General features: G+C 66.3%; 18 protein-coding genes. 11 read left to right on the top strand and 7 right to left on the bottom strand.

Annotated elements, in window-relative coordinates; all coding sequences use genetic code 11:
- The first annotated feature begins 20 nt into the window (after positions 1–20).
- The 5 genes from ACHQ4I_RS35320 to ACHQ4I_RS35340 all read left to right on the top strand — a co-directional run bounded on the left by ACHQ4I_RS35320 (position 21) and on the right by ACHQ4I_RS35340 (position 6,022).
- Positions 21–1,172, top strand: a complete 1,152-nt coding sequence (locus ACHQ4I_RS35320; RefSeq protein ID WP_420776238.1) for an ROK family protein — start codon at positions 21–23, stop codon at positions 1,170–1,172.
- Positions 1,173–1,557: 385 nt separating this feature from the next.
- Positions 1,558–2,706: an N-acetylglucosamine-6-phosphate deacetylase gene (locus ACHQ4I_RS35325; protein WP_420776239.1), complete on the top strand. Its 1,149-nt coding sequence runs from the start codon at positions 1,558–1,560 to the stop codon at positions 2,704–2,706.
- Positions 2,703–3,653, top strand: a complete 951-nt coding sequence (locus ACHQ4I_RS35330; RefSeq protein ID WP_420776240.1) for a hexose kinase — start codon at positions 2,703–2,705, stop codon at positions 3,651–3,653. Before ACHQ4I_RS35325 ends, ACHQ4I_RS35330 begins: the two co-directional genes overlap by 4 nt.
- The gene (locus ACHQ4I_RS35335; protein WP_420776241.1) at positions 3,650–4,477 is read left to right on the top strand and encodes a class II fructose-bisphosphate aldolase; all 828 of its coding nucleotides are present in this window, start codon (positions 3,650–3,652) and stop codon (positions 4,475–4,477) included. Before ACHQ4I_RS35330 ends, ACHQ4I_RS35335 begins: the two co-directional genes overlap by 4 nt.
- Before the next feature lie 129 nt (positions 4,478–4,606).
- Positions 4,607–6,022 (top strand): glycosyltransferase 87 family protein, encoded by a 1,416-nt coding sequence (locus ACHQ4I_RS35340; RefSeq protein WP_420776242.1) that lies wholly within the window; start codon positions 4,607–4,609, stop codon positions 6,020–6,022.
- A gap of 102 nt (positions 6,023–6,124) precedes the next feature.
- On the opposite strand, the gene ACHQ4I_RS35345 is transcribed toward ACHQ4I_RS35340, so the two are convergent.
- From ACHQ4I_RS35345 to ACHQ4I_RS35360, 4 genes are all read right to left on the bottom strand, one after another.
- On the bottom strand, positions 6,125–6,751 hold the full coding sequence (locus ACHQ4I_RS35345) for a hypothetical protein (protein WP_420776243.1): 627 nt from the start codon (positions 6,749–6,751) through the stop codon (positions 6,125–6,127).
- A 138-nt stretch (positions 6,752–6,889) separates the two neighbouring features.
- Complete coding sequence (locus ACHQ4I_RS35350; protein ID WP_420776244.1) at positions 6,890–7,246, bottom strand: DUF3349 domain-containing protein; 357 nt, start codon at positions 7,244–7,246, stop codon at positions 6,890–6,892.
- 12 nt (positions 7,247–7,258) lie between these two features.
- Positions 7,259–7,540: a hypothetical protein gene (locus ACHQ4I_RS35355; protein ID WP_420776245.1), complete on the bottom strand. Its 282-nt coding sequence runs from the start codon at positions 7,538–7,540 to the stop codon at positions 7,259–7,261.
- 11 nt (positions 7,541–7,551) lie between these two features.
- Entirely contained in the window at positions 7,552–8,826 is a 1,275-nt protein-coding gene (locus tag ACHQ4I_RS35360) for an inorganic phosphate transporter (RefSeq protein WP_420776246.1), read from the bottom strand.
- A 454-nt stretch (positions 8,827–9,280) separates the two neighbouring features.
- On the opposite strand from ACHQ4I_RS35360, the gene ACHQ4I_RS35365 reads away from it, so the two are divergent.
- Positions 9,281–9,514 carry a hypothetical protein gene (locus tag ACHQ4I_RS35365; RefSeq protein ID WP_420776247.1) on the top strand — a complete coding sequence of 78 codons (234 nt, stop codon included), beginning with the start codon at positions 9,281–9,283 and terminating at the stop codon, positions 9,512–9,514.
- Between the two features lie 19 nt (positions 9,515–9,533).
- Here the strand turns inward: ACHQ4I_RS35365 and ACHQ4I_RS35370 are convergent, their stop codons facing one another.
- Complete coding sequence (locus tag ACHQ4I_RS35370; protein ID WP_420776248.1) at positions 9,534–11,045, bottom strand: ATP-dependent DNA ligase; 1,512 nt, start codon at positions 11,043–11,045, stop codon at positions 9,534–9,536.
- A gap of 93 nt (positions 11,046–11,138) precedes the next feature.
- Here ACHQ4I_RS35370 and ramB point away from each other — a divergent pair, with 93 nt between their 5' ends.
- The gene (gene ramB / locus ACHQ4I_RS35375; protein WP_420776249.1) at positions 11,139–12,545 is read left to right on the top strand and encodes an acetate metabolism transcriptional regulator RamB; all 1,407 of its coding nucleotides are present in this window, start codon (positions 11,139–11,141) and stop codon (positions 12,543–12,545) included.
- A gap of 510 nt (positions 12,546–13,055) precedes the next feature.
- Here ramB and ACHQ4I_RS35380 read toward each other — a convergent pair.
- The gene (locus ACHQ4I_RS35380; protein ID WP_420776250.1) at positions 13,056–14,288 is read right to left on the bottom strand and encodes an MFS transporter; all 1,233 of its coding nucleotides are present in this window, start codon (positions 14,286–14,288) and stop codon (positions 13,056–13,058) included.
- Between the two features lie 75 nt (positions 14,289–14,363).
- Here ACHQ4I_RS35380 and ACHQ4I_RS35385 point away from each other — a divergent pair, with 75 nt between their 5' ends.
- Positions 14,364–15,221 carry a TetR/AcrR family transcriptional regulator gene (locus tag ACHQ4I_RS35385; protein WP_420776251.1) on the top strand — a complete coding sequence of 286 codons (858 nt, stop codon included), beginning with the start codon at positions 14,364–14,366 and terminating at the stop codon, positions 15,219–15,221.
- A 57-nt stretch (positions 15,222–15,278) separates the two neighbouring features.
- On the opposite strand, the gene ACHQ4I_RS35390 is transcribed toward ACHQ4I_RS35385, so the two are convergent.
- Complete coding sequence (locus tag ACHQ4I_RS35390; RefSeq protein WP_420776252.1) at positions 15,279–17,108, bottom strand: acyl-CoA dehydrogenase; 1,830 nt, start codon at positions 17,106–17,108, stop codon at positions 15,279–15,281.
- A 353-nt stretch (positions 17,109–17,461) separates the two neighbouring features.
- Here ACHQ4I_RS35390 and urtA point away from each other — a divergent pair, with 353 nt between their 5' ends.
- The 3 genes from urtA (at position 17,462) to urtC (ending at position 20,836) form a co-directional block, all read left to right on the top strand.
- Entirely contained in the window at positions 17,462–18,742 is a 1,281-nt protein-coding gene (gene urtA / locus ACHQ4I_RS35395; protein WP_420776253.1) for an urea ABC transporter substrate-binding protein, read from the top strand.
- 67 nt (positions 18,743–18,809) lie between these two features.
- The gene (urtB, locus tag ACHQ4I_RS35400) at positions 18,810–19,694 is read left to right on the top strand and encodes an urea ABC transporter permease subunit UrtB (RefSeq protein WP_420776254.1); all 885 of its coding nucleotides are present in this window, start codon (positions 18,810–18,812) and stop codon (positions 19,692–19,694) included.
- Positions 19,691–20,836 (top strand): urea ABC transporter permease subunit UrtC, encoded by a 1,146-nt coding sequence (gene urtC, locus ACHQ4I_RS35405; RefSeq protein ID WP_420776255.1) that lies wholly within the window; start codon positions 19,691–19,693, stop codon positions 20,834–20,836. Before urtB ends, urtC begins: the two co-directional genes overlap by 4 nt.
- The last annotated feature ends 62 nt before the right edge of the window (positions 20,837–20,898 follow it).

Raw genomic sequence — 20,898 nt, forward strand, 5'->3', positions numbered from 1 at the left:
CAGGAACTACTGTGCCGAAGATGGGAACGGAACAGCCCGAACGGGGAGCGCGCCCCTCGGAAATCCGCGCGGCTCCACCCGAAAGGCGAGCCACGCCCCCGACCGCCGTGCCCCGCGACGATCTCGCGGGCATGGATGCGGCCGGGGGATGGCAACGAGGCGGAGCCGACGGGGTGGGTGAATACAGCTCGGTGGTGCCGGACGCCGCAGCGGCGCCGGGGCCGGTTGCGGTACCGCCGCAACCGGTCCCAGCGTTGGGCGATGACCTGCTGGTGCTCGGCCTCGATGTCGGCGGCACCACCATGAAGGGCGAGATCACCGACGCTTCCGGCACGGTGCTGGCCTCCGGCGTCGTCGCCACACCGCAGGGCGAGGCCGCCTTCGAAACCATGGGCGCCCTCGGCGATCAATTGCTGGCCGAGCTGACCGATGACCAGCGCGACCGGGTCGCGCGCGCGGCCGTCCTCCTGCCCGGCATCGTCGATCCGATCCGCTCGATCGCGGTATTCAGCAGCAATGTCGGCTGGCGCGATGTGCACATCGGCGACCGGTTCACCCGTCGCTGGGGCATACCGGTGCTGATCGAACACGATGTCGCGGTGGCCGGATGGGCCGAATGGCGCTATGGCGCCGGGCGGGGCCACGACGATGTCTGCGTGGTCATTCTCGGCACCGGCATCAGCGGCACCCTCTCAGTTGGCGGTCACCTGGTGCGCAGCGGCTACGGGCAGACCGGCGAATACGGCCATATCCCGGTTCGGCATGCGGACGGATTGCGTTGTCCCTGCGGCAATATCGGCTGCGTGGAAACCGTTGCGTCGGGGGCGGCCATCGCCCGCGCCTACGCGCAGCGCACCGGCCACGAAACGGCAAGCGCGGCAGATGTTTTCGCACTGCTCGGCACCGATCCGGACGCCAAAGCCGTCGTCGACGACGCGATCAGCGCACTGGCCGACGGACTGCTCGGCCTCATCCACGCGGCCTGTCCCGAACTGATCATTCTCGGCGGCGGGCTCGCCGGAGCCGGCCCCGCCCTCACCGAACCACTGCACCACACCATCGCCGAGCGCCTGCGCGTTGTGCCAGCGCCACGAGTGGTGCTCGGCGAGTTCGGCGCTCGCGCGGGACTCATGGGTGCGGCCCTGTTCGCCAGGCGGGGAGCCCTGACGTGAGCCGGGTCGAGACGAATGCGGATCGAGCGCATCCGATGGGGTCCGTCCGCCTGCACCAGACGGCCAGCCCTGACGTACCCCAGAACGAGACGAATACGGATCGGTCACATCCAATGCGGTCCGTCCGGCCGCACCACGCGGGGAGCCCTGACATGACCCGGGTCGAGACGAGTACGGGTCGAGCGCATCCAATGCGGTCCGTCCGGCCGCACCACGCGGCCAGCCCTGACGTACCCCAGAACGAGACGAGTGCGGGTCGAGGGCATCCAGTGCGGTCCGTCCGGCCGCACCTAGCGGGAAGCCCTGACATGACCCGGGTCGAGACGAATGTGGGTCGAGCGCATCCGATGTGGTCGGTCCGGTCGCACCCGGCGGAGGTGTCCGCATGACGCTCGAGATTCGCGGACGGATCGTGTCGGCGACATCGGCATTCGACGACGGCGTGGTGTCCGTGCGCGCGGGGCGGATCGACCAAGTTTGTTCGCTCGCGGACTGGGTTGCCGCACATCCGGATTCGACCGTGCCGCCGTTCTCGGGCACGGTGCTGCCCGGACTTGTCGATATTCACAACCACGGCGGATTCGGGCATCGATTCGACACCGTAGACGCCGACGAGGCGCGGGCGGCCGCCGAGTTCCATCACACGCACGGCTCCACCACTGTGCTGGCCAGCGTCGTCACCGGGGCCGCGGCGGATATGGTCGCGCAGGTCGCGACGCTGCGCGATCTGGCCATCGACGGCACCATCGCCGGGATCCACGTCGAGGGGCCGTTTCTGGCGGCGGCGCGGTGCGGGGCGCAGGATCCCCGCTATCTGCTCGATCCCGATCCAGAGCTGACCGATCGATTGCTCGCCGCCGCCGACGGGCAGCTGCGGGTGATGACGCTCGCGCCGGAGTTGCCGGGATTCGACGCGGTGGCCCAGCGTCTTTCCGATAGCGGCGTGGTGGTATCGCTGGGCCACAGCGATACCGACTTCACCCGCTTCCAGCAGGCATTGCGCCCCAATGGATTCGGCAGCCTGGTCACCCACCTGGCGAACGGTATGCCGCCGCTGCATCACCGAGAGCCCGGTCCGGTGGCCGCGGCGCTGGTTGCCGCGACGCAGCGGCAGGCCGTCGTCGAATTGATCGGCGACGGTGTGCACATCGACTCGGGTTTCGGCGCATTGGTTTTCGCCACCGCACCCGGACAGGTCGCGCTGATCACCGATGCGATGCAGGCCGCTGGCATGCCCGACGGCGAGTACCGGCTCGGTCCACAGGTCGTCCACGTGACCGATGGTGTGGCCCGGGTGTCCAATGGCTCCATCGCGGGCGGCACCGCCCACCTCCTGAAATGCCTCACCTGGGCGGTCGACGCATGCGCCGTACCGCTGCGCGATGCTGTGATCGCCGCCACTTCGGTGCCGGCCGCGGCGGCGGGACTGGCCGATGTGGGCGATCTGCGGACCGACCAGTTCGCCGACCTGCTGATAGTCGATGACAATCTCCAGTTGCGCCGGGTGCTCAGACGTGGACAGTGGTTGACGTGATCCTCACCGTGACAATGAATCCCGCCTATGACATGACCTACCGCGTAGAGCATTTCGAACGCGGCCAGGCACACCGAGTCCGCTCGGTCGAACAGCGGATCGGCGGGAAGGGCATCAATGTGACGCGGGTGCTCAATCAACTCGGAAAGTACGCGCGCGCAACGGGTTTCTCCGATCACGTGTTCGCGGCCGCCGCCGAACTGGAGATGCCGGTCGACTTCGTGCACGCGCTGCCCTGGGTCCGGCGCACGGTGGTGATCAGCGAATCCGGCGACGGCACCGCGACCGCGCTATGGGAACCCGGCGCGCGCGTCTCGAATCCGCATGCCGCCGAACAGCTCTCGGTACGGGTCGCCGGAATGCTGCCCGATATCAACGGCCTGGTCATCTCCGGATCGCTGCCGGGCGGCATCGCACCCGGACTGCCCGCCGAAATCGCGCGCACCGCGATTGCCGCGGGCGTGCCGACCATCTGCGATGTCGACGGCGAATCACTGCGCCTGGCCACCCAGGTCCCGGGCATCATCCTGATGCCGAATACCGAAGAGCTGGAACGTCTCACCGGACGCGTCCCGGTGACTCCCGACGAAGTCGCCACGGCCGCATGGCCGCTCATCGAGCGCGGGGTGCGCGCCATCATCGCCACCCGCGGGGCCGAGGGCATGGTGGTGGTCACCGCCGAGGGCGCGTGGTCGGCCGTACTGCCCGAACCGCTCGCCGGAAATCCCACCGGCGCGGGCGATGCCGCGACCGCCGCGGTAATCGCGGCCCTCTCCGACGCGGACGGCCTGCCGGACTGGTCGGCCATCCTCGTCGACGCCGTCGCCACTTCCGCGGCCGCCGTCGTCATTCCGGTCGCCGGTGAGATCGACCGCTGCCTGCGCGCTCGCATCGCACCCACAGTTGTCGTCGAACGACTAGCCAGCCCGCAGGAGAAGTCCGCATGACCACCAGCCCCGTCCCGGACCTGATCGCCGCTGCCCATCCGGGCGGCCTCGGAGCCTTCAATGTGATCACGCTAGAGCATGCCGAGGCCATTGCCGCGGCCGCCGAGGCGGCGAAACGGCCGGTGCTGCTCCAGCTTTCGGAGAATACGGTGCACTACCACGGCGCTCTGGCGCCGATCGCCCTCGCCTGCCTGCGCATCGCCGCCGACAGCACCGCCGATATCGCCGTGCACCTGGACCACGCCACCTCGTTCGAACTCATCCGCGCCGCGGTCGAACTCGGCATCGGCTCGGTCATGTACGACGGCTCCACCCTCGATTACGCCGAAAACGTCTCCGCCACCGCCGATATCACCCGCTGGTGTCACGACCGCGAGGTCTTCGTCGAGGCCGAACTCGGCGAGGTGGGGGGCAAGGACGGCGCACACGCCCCCGGCGTTCGCACCGATCCGGACGAGGCCGTCGAATTCGTCGCTACTACCGGCGTGGACGCCCTGGCGGTCGCCGTCGGCTCCTCGCACGCCATGCACACCCGCACAGCCGAACTGGATAACGACCTGATCGCGCGACTGGCCGCGAAGGTGCCCGTCCCGCTGGTGCTGCACGGTTCCTCCGGTGTCCCCGACGCGGGTCTGCGAGCCGCGGTCGAATACGGCATGACCAAAATCAATATCGCCACCCGACTGAATGTCCTTGCCACCGAAGCGATCCGGACCACCCTGGCCGAGAGTCCCGCGCTCGCCGATCCGCGCAAGTACCTCGAGCCCGCACGCGGCGCGATCCGGTCAGAGGTCGTACACCTACTGCGCGTGCTCGCCGGGTAGGTCTCACCACCCCGGGGAAAGCATAGGCAGCCGACGGTGATCAGCAATGATACGATGAATTGCTCTTAGTTTAGCTAAAGATTTGCTGTCCGTTCGAGCTGTATCACCTGATGAAGGAATAACAACTCCATGGCTGTCATCCTGCAATCAGGAGAACAGCGCGCTGCCGGTGTGGGGACGCAGCACAAAGCCCCGCACAAGTTAACGCTCAGTGCCGCAATAGCATTCGCATCCCTGTCCATCGGCGCCTGGCTGGCCTTCCTGCGGCCCAACTGGCAGATGTACTGGCATCAAATAGATTTACAGGTCTACATGTGGGGCGGTACGGCCGCGGCGACGCATCCGGCGTTGCTGTACGACGGCCGCGGCCCGCTCGGCCTGCCCTTCCTCTATCCCGTCTTCGCCGCGTGGATCTGTGCCGAACTGTCGCGATTCCCCATCGACTACATCGGGACCGGTGTCACGATACTGACGATGGCATCGCTGTTCGTGAGCGTGTGGAGCGCCGCGAGACTCCAACAACATCGGCGCGGCGCCGGTTTGCTCGCAATAACCATCGCCGTCACCGGAGCCGCGATCTGGCTGGAGCCGGTTCAGCAGACCTTCCGATTCGGACAGCTCAGCGCGATCCTCATGGCATTGGTACTCGCGGATCTCGCCATCCCCAAGGAAAGTCGGTACCGCGGCATCCTCATCGGCATCGCGACGGGATTGAAGCTGACGCCCGCGGTCTTCATCGTCTACCTGCTCATCACCCGCCAATTCCGTGCCGCCGCAACGGCGGCCGCGACCTTCGCCGCGACGGTCGCGATCGGCTTCTGGTACCGGCCGACCCAGGCGCTGCAGTTCTGGACCACGACCACGACCTCGCAGAACCGCATCGGCTTCGCCTATGTGCAGAATCAGTCCATCAACGGCATGTTCGGCCGTCTGGAATGGTCGACCTGGGATGACACCACGGCCTCGTTCGTCTGCGCCGGTCTGCTCGCGATCGCCGGCATCGCGGCGGCACGAATCGCCCACCTGCGCGGCGACGAATTGCTCGGCGCGCTGCTCGCCGCCACGGTGATGCTGCTGGTCTCGCCGATTTCCTGGACCCACTACTGGGTGTGGATCGTGCCGGCACTGCTGTGGTCGAGCCACGCGCTGCGGCATCGACCGCTCGGTCTCCGGATCGGCGTTCCGGCGGTCATCTACCTGTTCGTCTTCGCGTGGCCGCTACAGGTCGATCGGGTCGGATCATGGGATCCGGAACTGCCGCTGCTGCCCCAGGGCTTGATCTGGCTGGTACCGCAGACCGAAGGCCGGGAATTCCGTTGGACGCCATGGCAATTCCTGCTCGGCGATTCGTACACCCTGCTCGCCACCATCGCACTCGTCGCCGCGATCGTCTGGCTGCTCCCGCTGAAACCGCGGTCCCCGCAATTGCCCGATGAGGCTATTGCGGACCGGCGGCGCGAGCGAGGGATCGGCGCCGCCGGTCGGCAGAGAAGCGGTCCGAGCAGTGAACCGCCGGGGTCGAGCGAATTGGAAGCCGTGGGGTAAGGCCCTGTTCGCTGGGGCCCGCTTCCATTCGCCGACCCCCTCATACTGCTCGGACAACCTCGAGAATGTTGGCGATCCAGCTGTGAATCGGCTGGGAAATCGTCAACTGGCGCTGCCGGTGGACGGGCGGGCCTGCCGCTGCCGCTCGCACTCCTCATGGTCGGCGTCGGAGCGGTCCGGCCCCTTCAGGCTGCAACCCTGTCGGTTATATCCCGCTGCGTCACGACCCCAGCGGTCATAACCCCACAGGTCATAGCCGAGCCGGTCGTAGCCGAACCGGTCACGGCCCGCGTGGTCGTAGCCCGAGCTGTCGAAGCCCTCGCGGTCATAACCCCAGCGGTCGCGACCCGAGCGGTCATAGCCGGAATGGTCATAACCCGCATGGTCGTAACCCGAGCGGTCGTAACCATCGGGACCGTAACCGTCCGGACCGTAGATGTCGGGCGGCGGGGTCGGGCTCTGGGGAGTCGGGGTCTGTGTCGGCACCGGCGCTTGCGTGGGCGCGGGCTGCGTCGGCACCGGAGCCTGGGTCGGCACCGGAGCCTGAGTTGGGATCGGGGCCTGGGTGGGAATCGGGGCGGGCGCCGGCGCCGCCGTAGGGGCGCCGGTGTCCGGGGTAGCGAATGCGGGCGCGATAACCGCCGCGGGAGCGAGTGCCAATGTCCCGGCGGCAACGGTCTGCACCAGCATCCGTCGTACCGTGCGTGAACTCGTCGTCCACAGCACCATGATCGACCTCCTTCTCGAATCGGAGCGCGACGTCGCGCTCCGATCGGACTATCGGTCGGTCGTCCAGCATTGGTACCGGAGGAGATCTATGCCACACCGAATATCGTTTCACCGCAAGAAAACTCGCGGTGCGGCGGGCTATTCCGCTGCGGAGTCGGGAGATTCGGTATCGGTCAGCGGGGTCGCCAGCGGCCAGCCGCCCGCCGCCAGATGTGAAGCGACCCTGGCGATATCGTGCGCGTCCGGCTGTTCCTTCGCCATCCGCGTGATCGCCGCCTCGATATCGGCGTGGCTGATCTCGCTGTCCGGATTGGAGTCCACCAACTCCTCGGCGATCGCGACCACCTCGTAATCGGTCAGATGGCGGTGCAGCACCGCGAACAGGGCAACGTAATCCGACCGCGGAATCCCCTGCGGATATCCGGCCCGCAGCCAGCCGATGACCCGGCCGAGCAGATTCGGTCGGACCTGAGCGGATTTCGCTGGTTCTGTCACATTGCGCCCTTCTTACTGTCCAAACAGATGAATACCGAACTTAGCGGCCAGAAACGCCTTCGCGGTGTAAAGAATTCCGGTAACAATCGCGCCGATGATCAGTGCGAAGCAGGCGTAGGCGCCGACCAGCGCCGGGTAACTGCGCTGGGCGGTACGACCGTCCACGGCCACCGTATCGGCGACCGACCACAGCCGCACACCGACCGCGAAGACGATCGGCAGCCCCGCGCCGAGCAGTAGACCCGCGACGGTCACCTTCCACAGCGCGTTCAGATTCGTGACGAGTGTGTGCACGGTGCGCCTCCTCAGACCTGCGCCGAACGGCTACCGGGTGCATTGGCTGACCCCGCGGGCGGCGCGAGCCCGTCGGCGTGTCGCCCATCCTCCGCGACCGAGGGCGTCGTGGCGTCCTTCGCAACTTCGGTGCCGACGTCGGGCGTGTCGGTCCCACCGGGCCATTCGTTGACATTACTGGTGTCCACCGGATCCCGCCGCGACCGCAGATACATCACCACCGACAGCGCGATCAGCAGTGCGAACACCACCAGCACCCCGGGCAGTCCGCCGATGACATGCGCGATGGCCCAGCACACCGCACCGGCCACGCCCGCGAGTGGCAGCGTCAGCAGCCAGGCGACGGTCATCCGGCCCATCACACTCCAACGCACCTCCGCACCCTTGCCGAGCCCGGTCCCGAGAATCGATCCGGTCGCGGTCTGCGTGGTCGAGAGCGGCAGCCCGAAGTGGGCGGAGGTGAGGATGATCGCGGCGGAGGAGGATTCGGCGGCCAGCCCCTGCGGCGAGTCGATCTCGACGAGCCCCTTGCCCAGGGTGCGGATGATCCGCCAGCCGCCGAGGTAGGTGCCGGTCGCGATGGCGACGGCGCAGGCCGCCATCACCCACAGCGGCATCTCGTCGTTCTTGTTGAGCGTGCCGTGCGCGACCAGCGCCAGGAAGATGACGCCCATCGTCTTCTGCGCGTCATTGGTGCCGTGCGCCAGCGAGACCAGCGCGGCCGAACCGATCTGCCCCCAGCGGAAGCCCTCGGTCACCTTGCCGGGATCGGAACTCCTGGTGATCCGGTACACGGCCCAGGTGCCGATCGCGGAGACCAGCGCGGCCACTATCGGCGCGAGCAGGGCGGGCAGCACGATCTTGGCCAGCACACCGTCCGCGCCGTGCGCCCAGATCACCCCGCCCCAGCCGAGTGCGGCGATGGTGGCGCCGATCAGTCCGCCGAACAGTGCGTGCGAAGAACTCGACGGCAGGCCGAACAGCCAGGTGAGCAGATTCCACAGGATGCCGCCGACGAGACCGGCGAATACGATGATCAGCAGCGCCTCGCCGTGGACGGCGTCGAGCCGGACAATGCCCTTGGCCACCGTCGCGGCGACCGCGACCGACAGGAAGGCGCCGATCAGATTCAGGACCGCGGATACCGCGACCGCGATCCGTGGCCGCAGTGCGCCGGTGGCGATGGAGGTCGCCATCGCGTTGGCGGTGTCGTGGAAGCCGTTGGTGAAATCGAATGCGAGTGCCGTGACGATGACGATCAGGAGTACCAGTAGGTCCGCGGTCACCCCTCCAGTGTGCGGCACTCGCGATCGGGATTGCCATGCGGTTGCCGCCTGTCGGGACACATTTCCGATCGGCTACCGTGGATCTGGTCTCTACCTGCCGAGGCCCGCGCAACCGACCGGTGCTGGCTCGCCAGCGAAGCGTTTATCGATCCATGAATCGGCGGCCGGAATACCCGTAGCGCCGACGATCGGATACGCACTGAGGTACGTCTCGGAAACCCCTATCCGGCAACAGTCGTCGTAGTGGTGTCCGGCTCCGGCCGAGGAACTCCTTCCGAACCTGTACCCGACCGAATCGGGAGTCGGTCCGGCCCGCCTGCCGCGCGATCTGCGGGAAGCACACCGAGGCAACCTGCCCCGACAATTCGGGGTACCGGGGTCGGCAGCCGAATATGTAGCGTTCGACGCGTCTTTCGGGCGCAATCGCTCGAAACGGGGATAAGGGAGACTTCACATGCAGCACATCCGCACGGCCGTACGCGTCGGCGCCGGCGCCACCCTGTTGGCCGCGGCCCTGGCATCCGGTATCGGCACCGCGTCCGCACAGATCAGCTTGGAGCCCATGGCGCCGGCCGCCGAACCGAGCCCGGTCGCGCAAACGCCCTGCGTCAACACCGACCCATCGCAGCCCACGTTCAACATCATCGCGTGCCTGGTCAGCCTGTCGGCCTCGGGTTCAACCAAATAGCATCGGCAATCCACCTGGCTCAGGGCAGCAGGGCGCGAACCGTCTCGATGGTGTCGGCGTCGGCCGCCGTCTTGTCCGGTCGGTAGCGCACAACGCGGGCGAAGCGGAGGGCGACGCCGCCGGGATAGCGGGGGCTCACCTGGACGCCGTCGAGGGCGATTTCGACAACGAGCTCTGGCCAGAGGTAAACGGTGTATTGGTCGCGGGCGCGCTCGTGACGCGGGAATTCGGCGGTCTGCCATTGCAGGAGTGCGTCGGTGAGGCCCTTGAAGGTCTTGCCGACCATGACGGGATCGCCGGTTCCCGCGTCGCGGGCGCCGAGGTGCAGATTCGACAGGTATCCGGTGCGGCGTCCATAACCCCATTCGGCGCCGAGCACCAACAGGTCGAGGGTGTGCGTCGGCTTGATCTTCTGCCAGGATCGGCCGCGGCGGCCCGCGGCGTAGGGTGCGCTGAGCGATTTGATCATGACGCCCTCGTGCCCGGCGGCCAGCGCACCGTCGAAGTACTCGGCGGCCGCCTCCGCATCGGGCCGGATCAGGGCCGGGATGCTATGCGCGGCAGCCACCTTGGTCAATGCCGCGCGGCGCTCGTGCAGCGGGGCGTCGAGCAGATCCTCGCCGTTGAGGTGCAGACAGTCGAAGAAGTACGGGTGCAGCAGCAGTTCCCTGGTCGAGCTGATCTCGGCGAAGCGGCTCATCGTCTCCTGGAACGGACGCGGACGGCCGGAATCGGTGAGCGCCAACGTTTCTCCGTCGAGCACCACGCTCGTGCAATCGAGCTGGGCGACCAGGTCGACCAGTTCCGGCACGCTCGCGGTGATATCGCGCAGCGTCCTGGTGAACACCCAGACCCGCGTGCCCTCGCGATGCACCTGGATGCGCGCGCCGTCGAGTTTGTGCTCGACACTCACCTCATCGCCGAATTCGGCCATCGCTTCGTCCAGCGTGGCACCGGGCGAGGCGAGCATGGGCTGGATCGGGCGGCCGACCTCGAGCCGGAACTCGTTGAGCGCATCGACCCCACCGGTCAGCGCGGCCACGGCCGTCACGGGCAGCTGCCCGGACAGCATGTACGCCCGCCGGACCAGCTCGATGGGTACCGCCGCGGCGACCGCTACCGCCTCGGCGACGATCGCGGTGAGCGCGCCCTGGCGCAATTCGCCGCCGAGCAGGCGCATCAAAAATGCCTGCTGCTCAGCGGTGGCGGCGGTCCACATCGTTGTGAGCAGTTCCTTGCGCCGGTTCGTGGAGCCGGGACCGGAGGTGGTGGCCAACTCGCTCAGTGTCGTGTCGACCGACGAAACCGTCAGCGTCGCAAGCGCACTCGGCGCACAGTCGAGGTTTGTCAGTGTGCGCCAGCCGGTGCCGACGCGGCCCTGCCGCAAGTCACCCGAGACCCAGGCGACCACCGGCTCTAGCTCATCCGGGGCGGCAGCGGACAATAGTGCGGCCAGGGTGGCGATCTTCGTCTTACGGGACCGGGTCGCACGGACGGTCTCCGAGGCCTGCACGACATCCGAGAACAGCACCAGTCGACGGTAACCCGAGGGTGTGACATATCGCTCAGCACTGGTGCTAATTACCCATTGGCAACGTTGCGAAGGCGCTCATAAACTGGACGCATGGCCAAGACTTACGTCGGGGCGCGGCTTCGCCAGCTGCGTACCGAACGAGGGCTGAGCCAGGTCTCACTCGCCCAGAAGCTGGAGATCTCGGCGAGTTACCTCAATCAGATCGAACACGATGTGCGCCCGCTCACCGTGCCGGTACTGCTGCGGATCAGCGAAGTATTCGGCGTCGACGCGACCTTCTTCTCCTCCCAGGATGACACCCGGCTCATCGCCGAACTCCAGGAGGTCGTGATGGACCAGGAGCTCGGCATCGAGGCCGATACCCAGGAGATCGCGGATATGGTCTCCGCGCACCCGAGCATGGCGCGGGCACTGGTCAATATGCACAACCGGTACCGCAATACCTCCGCGCAGCTGGCCGCCGCCACCGAGGACCGTTTCGCCGACGGTTCCGGCAGTGCGGCGATCAGCAAGCCGCACGAGGAGGTGCGCGACTTCTTCTATCAGCGGCAGAACTACATCCACGAATTGGATACCGCCGCAGAGGAACTCACCGCCCGCATCCGCTTCCACGGCGGCGATGTGAACAGCGAGATCGCACGCCGTCTGCGCGCGCACGACGTGCGCATCGTCGAGCGGATCGACCTCGGCGAGGGCGTGCTGCACCGCTACGATCCCGACACCCAGCGGCTCGAGATCGCGCCGCACCTGTCCGGCGGCCAGCGCACCTTCAAACTCGCCGCCGAACTCGCCTACTTCGAATGCGGCGATCTGCTCGAAAAGCTGGTGGAGGAGGGCAATTTCGCCTCCGAGGACACCCGCAAGTTGGCCATGCTCGGCCTGGCCAACTACTTCGCCGCCGCAACCGTATTGCCCTACACGCACTTTCACGAGGTCGCCGAGGATTTCCGATACGACATCGAGCGACTTTCGGCCTTCTTCACCCAGAGCTACGAGACGATCTGCCATCGCCTCTCGACGCTCCAGCGGCCCAAGCTGCGCGGGGTCCCGTTCTCGTTCGTACGCGTCGACCGGGCAGGCAATATGTCCAAACGCCAGTCCGCCACCGGATTCCACTTCTCCGCCAGCGGCGGCACCTGCCCGCTATGGAACGTCTACGAAACCTTCGCCTATCCGGGCAAGATCATGACCCAGATCGCCCAGATGCCCGACGGTCGCAAATACCTCTGGGTCGCCCGAACCGTCGAACGCCGCGCGACCCGATATGGCCAGGCCAGCAAGACCTTCGCGATCGGCCTGGGTTGCGAACTACGCCACGCGGGCCGGGTCGTCTACGCCGACGGCATCGACCTCGACGAGGCCAAAGCCACCCCGATCGGCGCAGGCTGCCGCGTCTGCGAACGCGCCAACTGCCCCCAACGCGCCTTCCCCCCACTGGGCAAAGTCCTCGACATCAGCGAACACCGCAGCTCAGTCTCCCCCTACGTCCTCAAATAGCCCACGCCCCCTCACCCCCGCGAGCGCAGTCAAATGGCGGCTCACCCCACCAACAACCACCATTCGACTCACCTCGAAACGCTCGAGAACGCAACCACAGCCAGTCGACCAAGCTGGAAGCCGCCTGCCTGCCCACTCGACTGCGGGAGGTAAGCCGGGTACGGCACACGACGCGCCCAGCACTGCAACAGCAAAACCACGGAACGCCAAACCATCCGGGGTCCGCACCCCCTGGAAGTAGGTGCAGAACAACAGGACCTACCGCAGCCCACCCAACCCGAACGCCACCACCCACCCCCCTCAACTGGACGTGTGATCACGTGGAATCTGTGGCGGCATCGCCCGAGAAGCCCCCGCCACCAGTGCCACCTGATCTTGATCGCGAGCGCAGGTGGCGGTTCAGCCCCATGAGGGTAGTCAAGGGGGGTCGGGATCGGCTGGGACTTCGGCCATTTCCCTACGTTCGACTACGGCCGCACCCTTTGTGGGTGCGGCCGTTGTGGTGAGCGCTCAGGCTGTTCGGGTTGGGCGCTGGATTCGAATACCGAGGAGGGTGAGGGCCAGTGCCAGGACCAGTAGGGTCGCAAGGGTCCAGGCCAGCACCGAAAAGCCGTGGGGCGCAGCGGCAGCGGCGACCAGTGGTCCGGCGGTGGCGCCGACGTAGAAGCTGAACATCGCGACCGACGACGCTGCGGCGCGGGCTTCGCCGCCCAACTCCCCCGCGGTCTGCAGCACCGCCGGTGCGATAACACCCAAGCCACCGACCAGCACCGCGAGCAAAACCGTCAGCACCGCGAGGTGGGTGCCCTCGAAAGTTGCGATCACCATCGCCGTCGCGGCGACCAGCACGCCGAGCACCATCTGCCCCGGCTTGGTCAGGCGCGAGAGCGGAATTGCCAGCAGCGGCAAGGCGAACATCACCGGCAGCGCACCGGCCCGCAGCGCGAGCAGTTCGCCGGAACCCTTGACCAGACCGGTGATTTCGATGCCGGTGTACACCCCGACCATTACCGCCATGGCCAGCGCGCCCGCGGCCAGCATCGGCAGCAGCGCCTTGATGCGCAGCACCGCGGGGATCGCGGCATAACTGTGCACGAGCGGCTTGTCCCGGCCGGTGGGCGCATCGTCGAGCATGACGGCACGCAGAACGAAGGCGAGCGCCACGAAGACGACTGCCGAACCGATGAACATCGTGCGCCACGGCAACGAGGCGACAACGGCTTGCGAGGCGATCTGCGCCAATACCGTCGCGGCCAGGAAGGATGTGGCCACCGACATGGTGACCACCGCGCGATGCGCCGGGGCGATACGTGTGGCGATGTAGGCCATGATCGCGGGCGGAATCGATCCGACGACCAAGCCCTGCACCACCCGCAGTCCGACCGCGATCGGAGCACTGAATGATAGACCGGTCAACAGTGTGACCACCGCAGCGACGATCATGCCGGTGACCAGTACCCGGCGGTGGCCGTAGCGATCCGAGAGCGGACCGAACAGCACGAAGCCACCCGCATAGCCGAAGGCGAAGGCGCTGATGATCCAGGTCATCACCCCCGCACCCACGTTCCAGTCCGCCTTCATGGCCGTGAACAGGGGAATCGGGATGTACATCTGACCGGTGGCCAACAGGGCGGACAGGACGAAGACGGGGAGGGTACGCCCGGTGTGCGCACGTGGTGACGCGCTGCGGATGCGCGCCCGGGCCGGAATACCGGCCGGAAGCTGAAGTGTCGGCGTTGCCATAGCGACGAAGGTAGGCCCACGACACGGCCGCTGTCAACCAAATAGTTGGTTTAATGAGATGGTAAAGTCGCGGTCATGACGGTCACGATGAAACGAAGCGACGCGACCAAGCAGGCCCTACTGCGCGCCGCGCGTGACGAATTCGCCGAATACGGCCTGGCCGGCGCGCGGGTCGATCGGATCGCGGAGGCGGCCGGAGTGAACAAGGAGCGCATCTACGGCCTGTTCGGCAGCAAGGACAAGCTCTTCGACGTCATCCTGATCGACACGATGCGCGAGTTCATGGATGTGGTCCAGCCGTTGGCCGACACCGAACCCGGCGAGTACGTGGGCAAACTGTTCAACTACCACCGCGAGAACCCGCAGCTGCTGCGACTATTGCTCTGGGAGGGCCTGCACCGCGGCGCCGACGCGCACGACGTCGACGGCTGGCGCGCCCAGCACTACGTGCGGAAATTCGACCGCGCCAAAGAGCAATTCGACGTCGACGCCAGCCATGCGGGCCGGCTGCTGCTCGCGCTGTGCGGCCTGTCCAACTGGACTCTCGCGGTCCCGCAGACCACCCGCCTGCTGCTCGGCGAGGACGCCGAGAACCGGGACGCGACCCGGGAATTCATGATGGAGTTCGCCAGGGCGGCTATGCGGCGGGACAAATCGGTACCCCATCGCGAGCCGGTCAACGAGTTGACCACCGAACCCGCCACCCCAGTTGACGAACCCGGCCCGGCAGCCGAGATCGAGGCGACCGACCCCGTCGACCGCGCCGCCCAGCGGCTACGCGAGGCCCAGGCCGCGGCCGACACGGCCCGCGACGAACTCGCCGCCGCCCTGCGCGGCGCACACGCCGAAGGCGCCAGCGCCAACCAACTCGCCCGCCGAGTCTCGGGCACCCTCTCCCGGCCGGTCGTACTCAAACTGCTGGCGGAACAATGAGTAGAACGCCGAAATCCACTGCGTAACAGCAGATTCCGGCATTCGCCGGCGCGCAGGTCAGAACGCGGCTTCGTCCAACTCCATGATGTCGTTATCGATCGCGGCGATGATGTTCTTCACCGCCGTCAGCTCCGGCAGCACGTTCTTCGCGAAAAAGCTTGCGACGGTTACCTTTCCGGCATAGAAGGCCCGGTCCTTCACCGGCGCCTCGGCGGCCAGTGCGGCGGCCGCGATCTCGGCCTGCACCAGCAGCCGCCAGCCGATGAGCAGATCGCCGACCGCGAGCAGGAAGCGCACCGAGCCGAGCCCGACCTTGTACAGCTCCTTCGGATCCTGTTGGGAAGCCATCAGATATCCGGTGAGCGTTGCGGCCATCGCCTGCACATCGGCGACCGCGGTGGCCAGCAGCGCCCGCTCGGCCTCGAAGTGACCGGTCTTCGCCTCCAGAAATGCGGCGATCTGCCCGTTGACGTGGGCGAGCGCCACCCCTTTATCGCGAATGATCTTGCGGAAGAAGAAGTCCTGCGCCTGGATGGCGGTGGTGCCCTCGTAGAGCGAGTCGATCTTCGCGTCGCGGATGTACTGCTCGATCGGGTAGTCCTGCAGGTACCCCGAACCACCCAGCGTCTGCAGCGATTCGGTCAGGTACTGGTAGGCCCGCTCGGAACCGACGCCCTTGACGATCGGCAGCAGCAGATCGTCGACCCGGTGTGCCAATTCGGCGTCCGCACCCGAAACCAGCTGCGCCACATCGGCATTCTGATGCGCGGCGGTGTACAGGTATACCGCGCGCAGACCCTCGGCGTAGGCCTTCTGCATCGCCAGTGAACGCCGCACATCCGGATGGCTGGTAATGGCGACGCGCGCGGCCGCCTTATCCGACATCTGCGTCAGATCCGCGCCCTGCACGCGCTCCTTGGCGTAGTCGAGGGCGTTGAGGTAACCGGTGGACAACGTGCCGGTCGACTTGATGCCGACCACCATGCGGGCGTTCTCGATCACCTGGAACATCTGCGCGATGCCGTTGTGCACCTCGCCGACCAGCCAGCCCTTGGCGGGCACATCGGTCGCGCCGAAGGTCAGCTCACAGGTGGGCGAGGACTTCAGGCCCATCTTGTGCTCGAGGCCGGTCACGTAGACGCCATTGCGGTCGCCCAGCTCGAGCGTCTCGTGATCGAAGAGATATTTCGGCACATAGAACAGCGAAAGGCCCTTGGTGCCGGGACCGGCGCCTTCGGGGCGGGCCAGCACCAGATGGAAGACGTTCTCGGCCGTGTCGCCGACATCGCCGCCGGAGATGAAGCGCTTGACGCCTTCGATATGCCAGGAGCCGTCCTCCTGCTTGATCGCCTTGGTGCGGCCAGCGCCGACATCGGAACCGGCATCGGGTTCGGTCAGCACCATGGTGCCCGCCCAGCCGCGATCGTAACCCTTTGTGGCCCACTGCTTCTGCTGCTCGGTGCCGACATTGAACAGCACCGAGGACATCACCGGGCCCATATTGAAGAAGCTCGCCGACGGGTTGGCGCAGGTGAGCATCTCGTTGACCGACCAGACCACCGCGGCGGGCGCGGGCGTGCCGCCCATCCCCTCCGGCATGCCGAGCCGACTCCAGTCGGCCTCGTGCACGGCCGCGACGGTCTTGCGTAGCGCCTCGGGCACCGAAATCGAATAGGTTGCCGGATCGTAGACCACCGGGTCGCGGTCGGCCGCGGCGAAGGACTCCGCCACCGGCCCCTCGGCCAGCCGCTTCACCTCGGCGAGGATCTCCCGCACGGTATCCGAATCAAGATCGCCATAGGCACCCGTATCCAGGAGCTTCGCCAGCCCGAACACCTCGAACAGGTTGAACTCGATATCCCGAACGTTCGCCTTGTAGTGACCCACCCGGTCCTCCTCGACTCACGCCTCCCCGGCCTCGGCGGCAAGGGGATCGACGTTTTGACGTTGTACAAAACGAGACTGCCGTACCGCTGTCTTGCTACGCAACCGTAGCCACAGTGGGCCCTCACACACGTTCACTGAGCGACTATCACAAACGTTCACACGCCGGAAACAGACGAAACGGACTCGTCACCGAGAGATATTCCGTCGCAATAACTTCTGTCTAACGTTCGCTCCACGAATACAGCCTTTGTATACAACCCGGTCTACAGCGATGACCGGGACAAAGGCGGGCGTATTCGACACGGCGCACGCAGCGCCGCCGAACACCTGATGAAGTGAGAAGGGCCCGCCCAATGCCAGAATTCCGTGACATTCATCGATCGCGTTCCCGTCGTGTCGGCAAGGCGCTGGTCGCACCGACGGCCGTCGCACTCGCCGGTCTGTTACTGACCGGCTGCGGCGCCAAGGACGACGCCTCGACCAGCGGTTCCAACGCCGCGTCCTGCGTCGATACCTCCAAGGACTCGATCAAAATCGGTTCACTGCACTCCCTGTCGGGCACCATGGCGATCTCCGAGGTCACCGTCGCCAATTCGACCAAGCTGGCCGTCGACCAGATCAACGCCGCGGGCGGGGTCATGGGCAAGAAGCTCGACCTGGTGCTCGAGGACGGCGCCTCCGACCCGAAGACCTTCGCGGAGAAGGCCGAGAAGCTGATCAGCTCCGACTGTGTCGCCGCGGTATTCGGCGGCTGGACCTCGTCGAGCCGAAAGGCCATGAAGCCCAAGTTCGAGAGCCTGAACTCACTGCTCTACTACCCGGTCCAGTACGAGGGCCTGGAGGACAGCAAGAACATCTTCTACACCGGCGCGACCACCAACCAGCAGATCCTGCCCGCGCTGGATTACCTGAAGCAGAAGGGCATCAAATCCCTCTACCTGGTCGGCTCGGACTACGTCTTCCCGCAGACCGCGAACCGGGAGATCAAGGCCTACGCCGCGGCGAACGGCATCGAGATCAAGGGTGAGGACTACACCCCGCTCGGCTCCACCGACTTCTCCACCATCGTCAACAAGGTCCGTAATGCCAAGGCGGGCGCGGTATTCAACACTCTCAACGGCGATTCGAATGTGGCCTTCTTCCGCGAGTACACCAATGCGGGCCTGAAAGCCGCTGATATGCCGGTGGTTTCGGTGTCCATCGCCGAGGAAGAGGTCGCGGGCATCGGCGCGCAGAACATCGCGGGCCAGCTGACGGCGTGGAACTACTACCAGACCGTCGACACCCCGGTGAACAAGAAGTTCGTCTCGGATTACAAGGCCGCGTTCGGTGGCGACAAGCCGACCTCGGATCCGATGGAGGCCGCCTACGCCTCGGTCTTCCTGTGGAAGAACACCGTCGAGAAGGCGAAGTCGTTCAAGGTGGCCGATATTCAGGCCGCGGCCGACGGCGTGACCTTCGAGGCCCCGGAGGGCCCGGTCACCGTCGACGGCACCAACCACCACATCACCAAGACCGCCCGCATCGGCGAAATCCGGCCGGACGGACTGATCTACACGGTGTGGGACTCGGGCAAGGCCGTCACGCCGGACCCGTACCTGAAGTCCTACGAGTGGGCCAAAGGCCTCAAGTAGTCGACTGGCGCCGGGTGCGGGCTGTGTGAGGGGGCCCGCACCCGGCCGACCCCGTTAGGAATCCACTATGGACGTGTTGATCGGCCAGCTCTTCACCGGGCTGAGTCTGGGATCCATTCTTCTGCTCGCCGCGCTGGGCCTTTCACTGACCTTCGGTCAGATGGGCGTGATCAACATGGCGCACGGCGAATTCATCATGGCGGGGTGCTACACGACTTATGTTGTGCAGAAGGTCATCTCGTCGACCGGGGTATCGCTGGTCGTTTCGCTGCTGATCGGCTTCCTGGTCGGCGGTCTGCTCGGCGCGGCCCTGGAAATGGGGCTGATCCGCTGGATGTACGACCGGCCGCTGGACACACTGCTGGTCACCTTCGGTGTGGGACTGGTGCTGCAACAGGCGGCCCGCGACATCTTCGGCGCACCCGCCAAGAACGTGCTCGCTCCCGATTGGCTGAGCGGTGGTGTCACCATCCTCGGCGCGGTGGTGCCGAAGACCCGCATCTTCATTCTCGTGCTCGCGGTCGTCGCGGTGACCGCGCTGGCCACCGTGCTGAAGACGACCCCGCTGGGTCGGCGCATTCGCGCGGTTGTGCAGAACCGCGGTTTGGCCGAGACCAGTGGCGTTTCCAGCCGCGTCACCGATATCAGCACCTTCTTCATCGGCTCCGGCCTGGCCGGGGTCGCGGGCGTCGCGCTGACCCTGATCGGTTCGACCAGCCCGACCATCGGGCAGAGCTATCTGATCGATGCCTTCCTGGTGGTCGTGATCGGCGGACTCGGGCAGATCAAGGGCACGGTGATCGCGGCATTCGCACTGGGGCTGCTGAATTCGTACATCGAGTACTCCACGACGGCCTCGATCGCGAAGGTGATCGTCTTCATCATCATCGTCATCTTCCTGCAGGTTCGTCCGCAGGGGCTGTTCACCGTTCGGACGAGGAGCCTGGCATGACCACACGTTGGCGCGCACACCCTTCGGTGACCGCATGGGGCGGCTTCATCGTCGCGGCGATCCTGCTGTTCGCGGTCGCGCCCGCCCTGCTCAGCGACTTCCGACTCAATCTGCTCGCCAAGTTCCTGTGCTTCGCGATTGTGGCCGCGGGCATCGGATTGGCTTGGGGCCGTGGCGGAATGCTCACTTTGGGCCAGGGCGTGTTCTTCGGCATCGGCGCCTACATCATGGCCATGCATATGCAGATGGCCGATGCCGCCCGGCTGCACAACGACGTGCCGGAGTTCATGGAGATCGCCGGTATCCGCGAATTGCCGTCGTTCTGGCGGCCTTTCGCATCCGGCCCGGTCGCCCTGATCGGCATTCTGGTGCTGCCCGCGCTGATCGCGGCGGCACTGGGCTATGGCGTCTTCAAGCGCCGGGTCAAGGGCACGTATTTCGCGATCCTGAGCCAGGCGCTGGCCGCGGCGCTGGCGATTCTGCTGACCGGTCAGCAGAAGATCGGCGGATTCACCGGGCTATCGGACTTCCGCGCCTTCTTCGGCTTCAAGCTCTCGGATCCGGTGAACCGGCAGATGCTGTTCTTCATCGCGGCGGGCACATTGCTGTTGGTGGTCGCCGCCGTGCGTCAGCTCATGCGCAGCCGGTACGGCGAATTGCTTGTGGCCGTTCGTGATCAGGAGGAGCGGGTGCGCTTCCTCGGCTACGATCCGGCCAATATCAAGATTGTCGCCTATGTCGTCGCGGCATTCTTCGCTGGCATCGCGGGGGCGCTGTTCACCCCGATCGTCGGCATCATCTCCCCCGCCGATATCGGTGTCGTACCGTCCATCGCCTTCATCATCGGTGTCGCGATCGGCGGGCGGACCACACTGCTCGGGCCGGTGCTCGGCGCGATCGGCGTGGCCTGGGCGCAGACCGCGCTCTCGGAGGAGTTCCCGTCCAGCTGGACCTACCTGCAGGGTGTGTTGTTCATCGTGGTCGTCGGATTCATTCCGGCGGGTCTGGCCGGGGTGTGGCCGATGCTGAAGGGTGTGCTGGACAGCAGGTTCCGCAAAAGTGTCGAGTCCACACCGGTCGTCGTCGACGAACCACTGCCCGAAGTCGTGCCGGTTTCCGAGGAGAAGGTGGAATCCCGATGAATACAGCATCGCGTAGCGATTCGGTGGGGGGCGATGGTCGGGCGACCGGCGGGAACACGCAT

It is taken from the genome of Nocardia nepalensis, from assembly GCF_048910785.1.
Taxonomy (GTDB): Bacteria; Actinomycetota; Actinomycetes; order Mycobacteriales; family Mycobacteriaceae; genus Nocardia; species Nocardia nepalensis.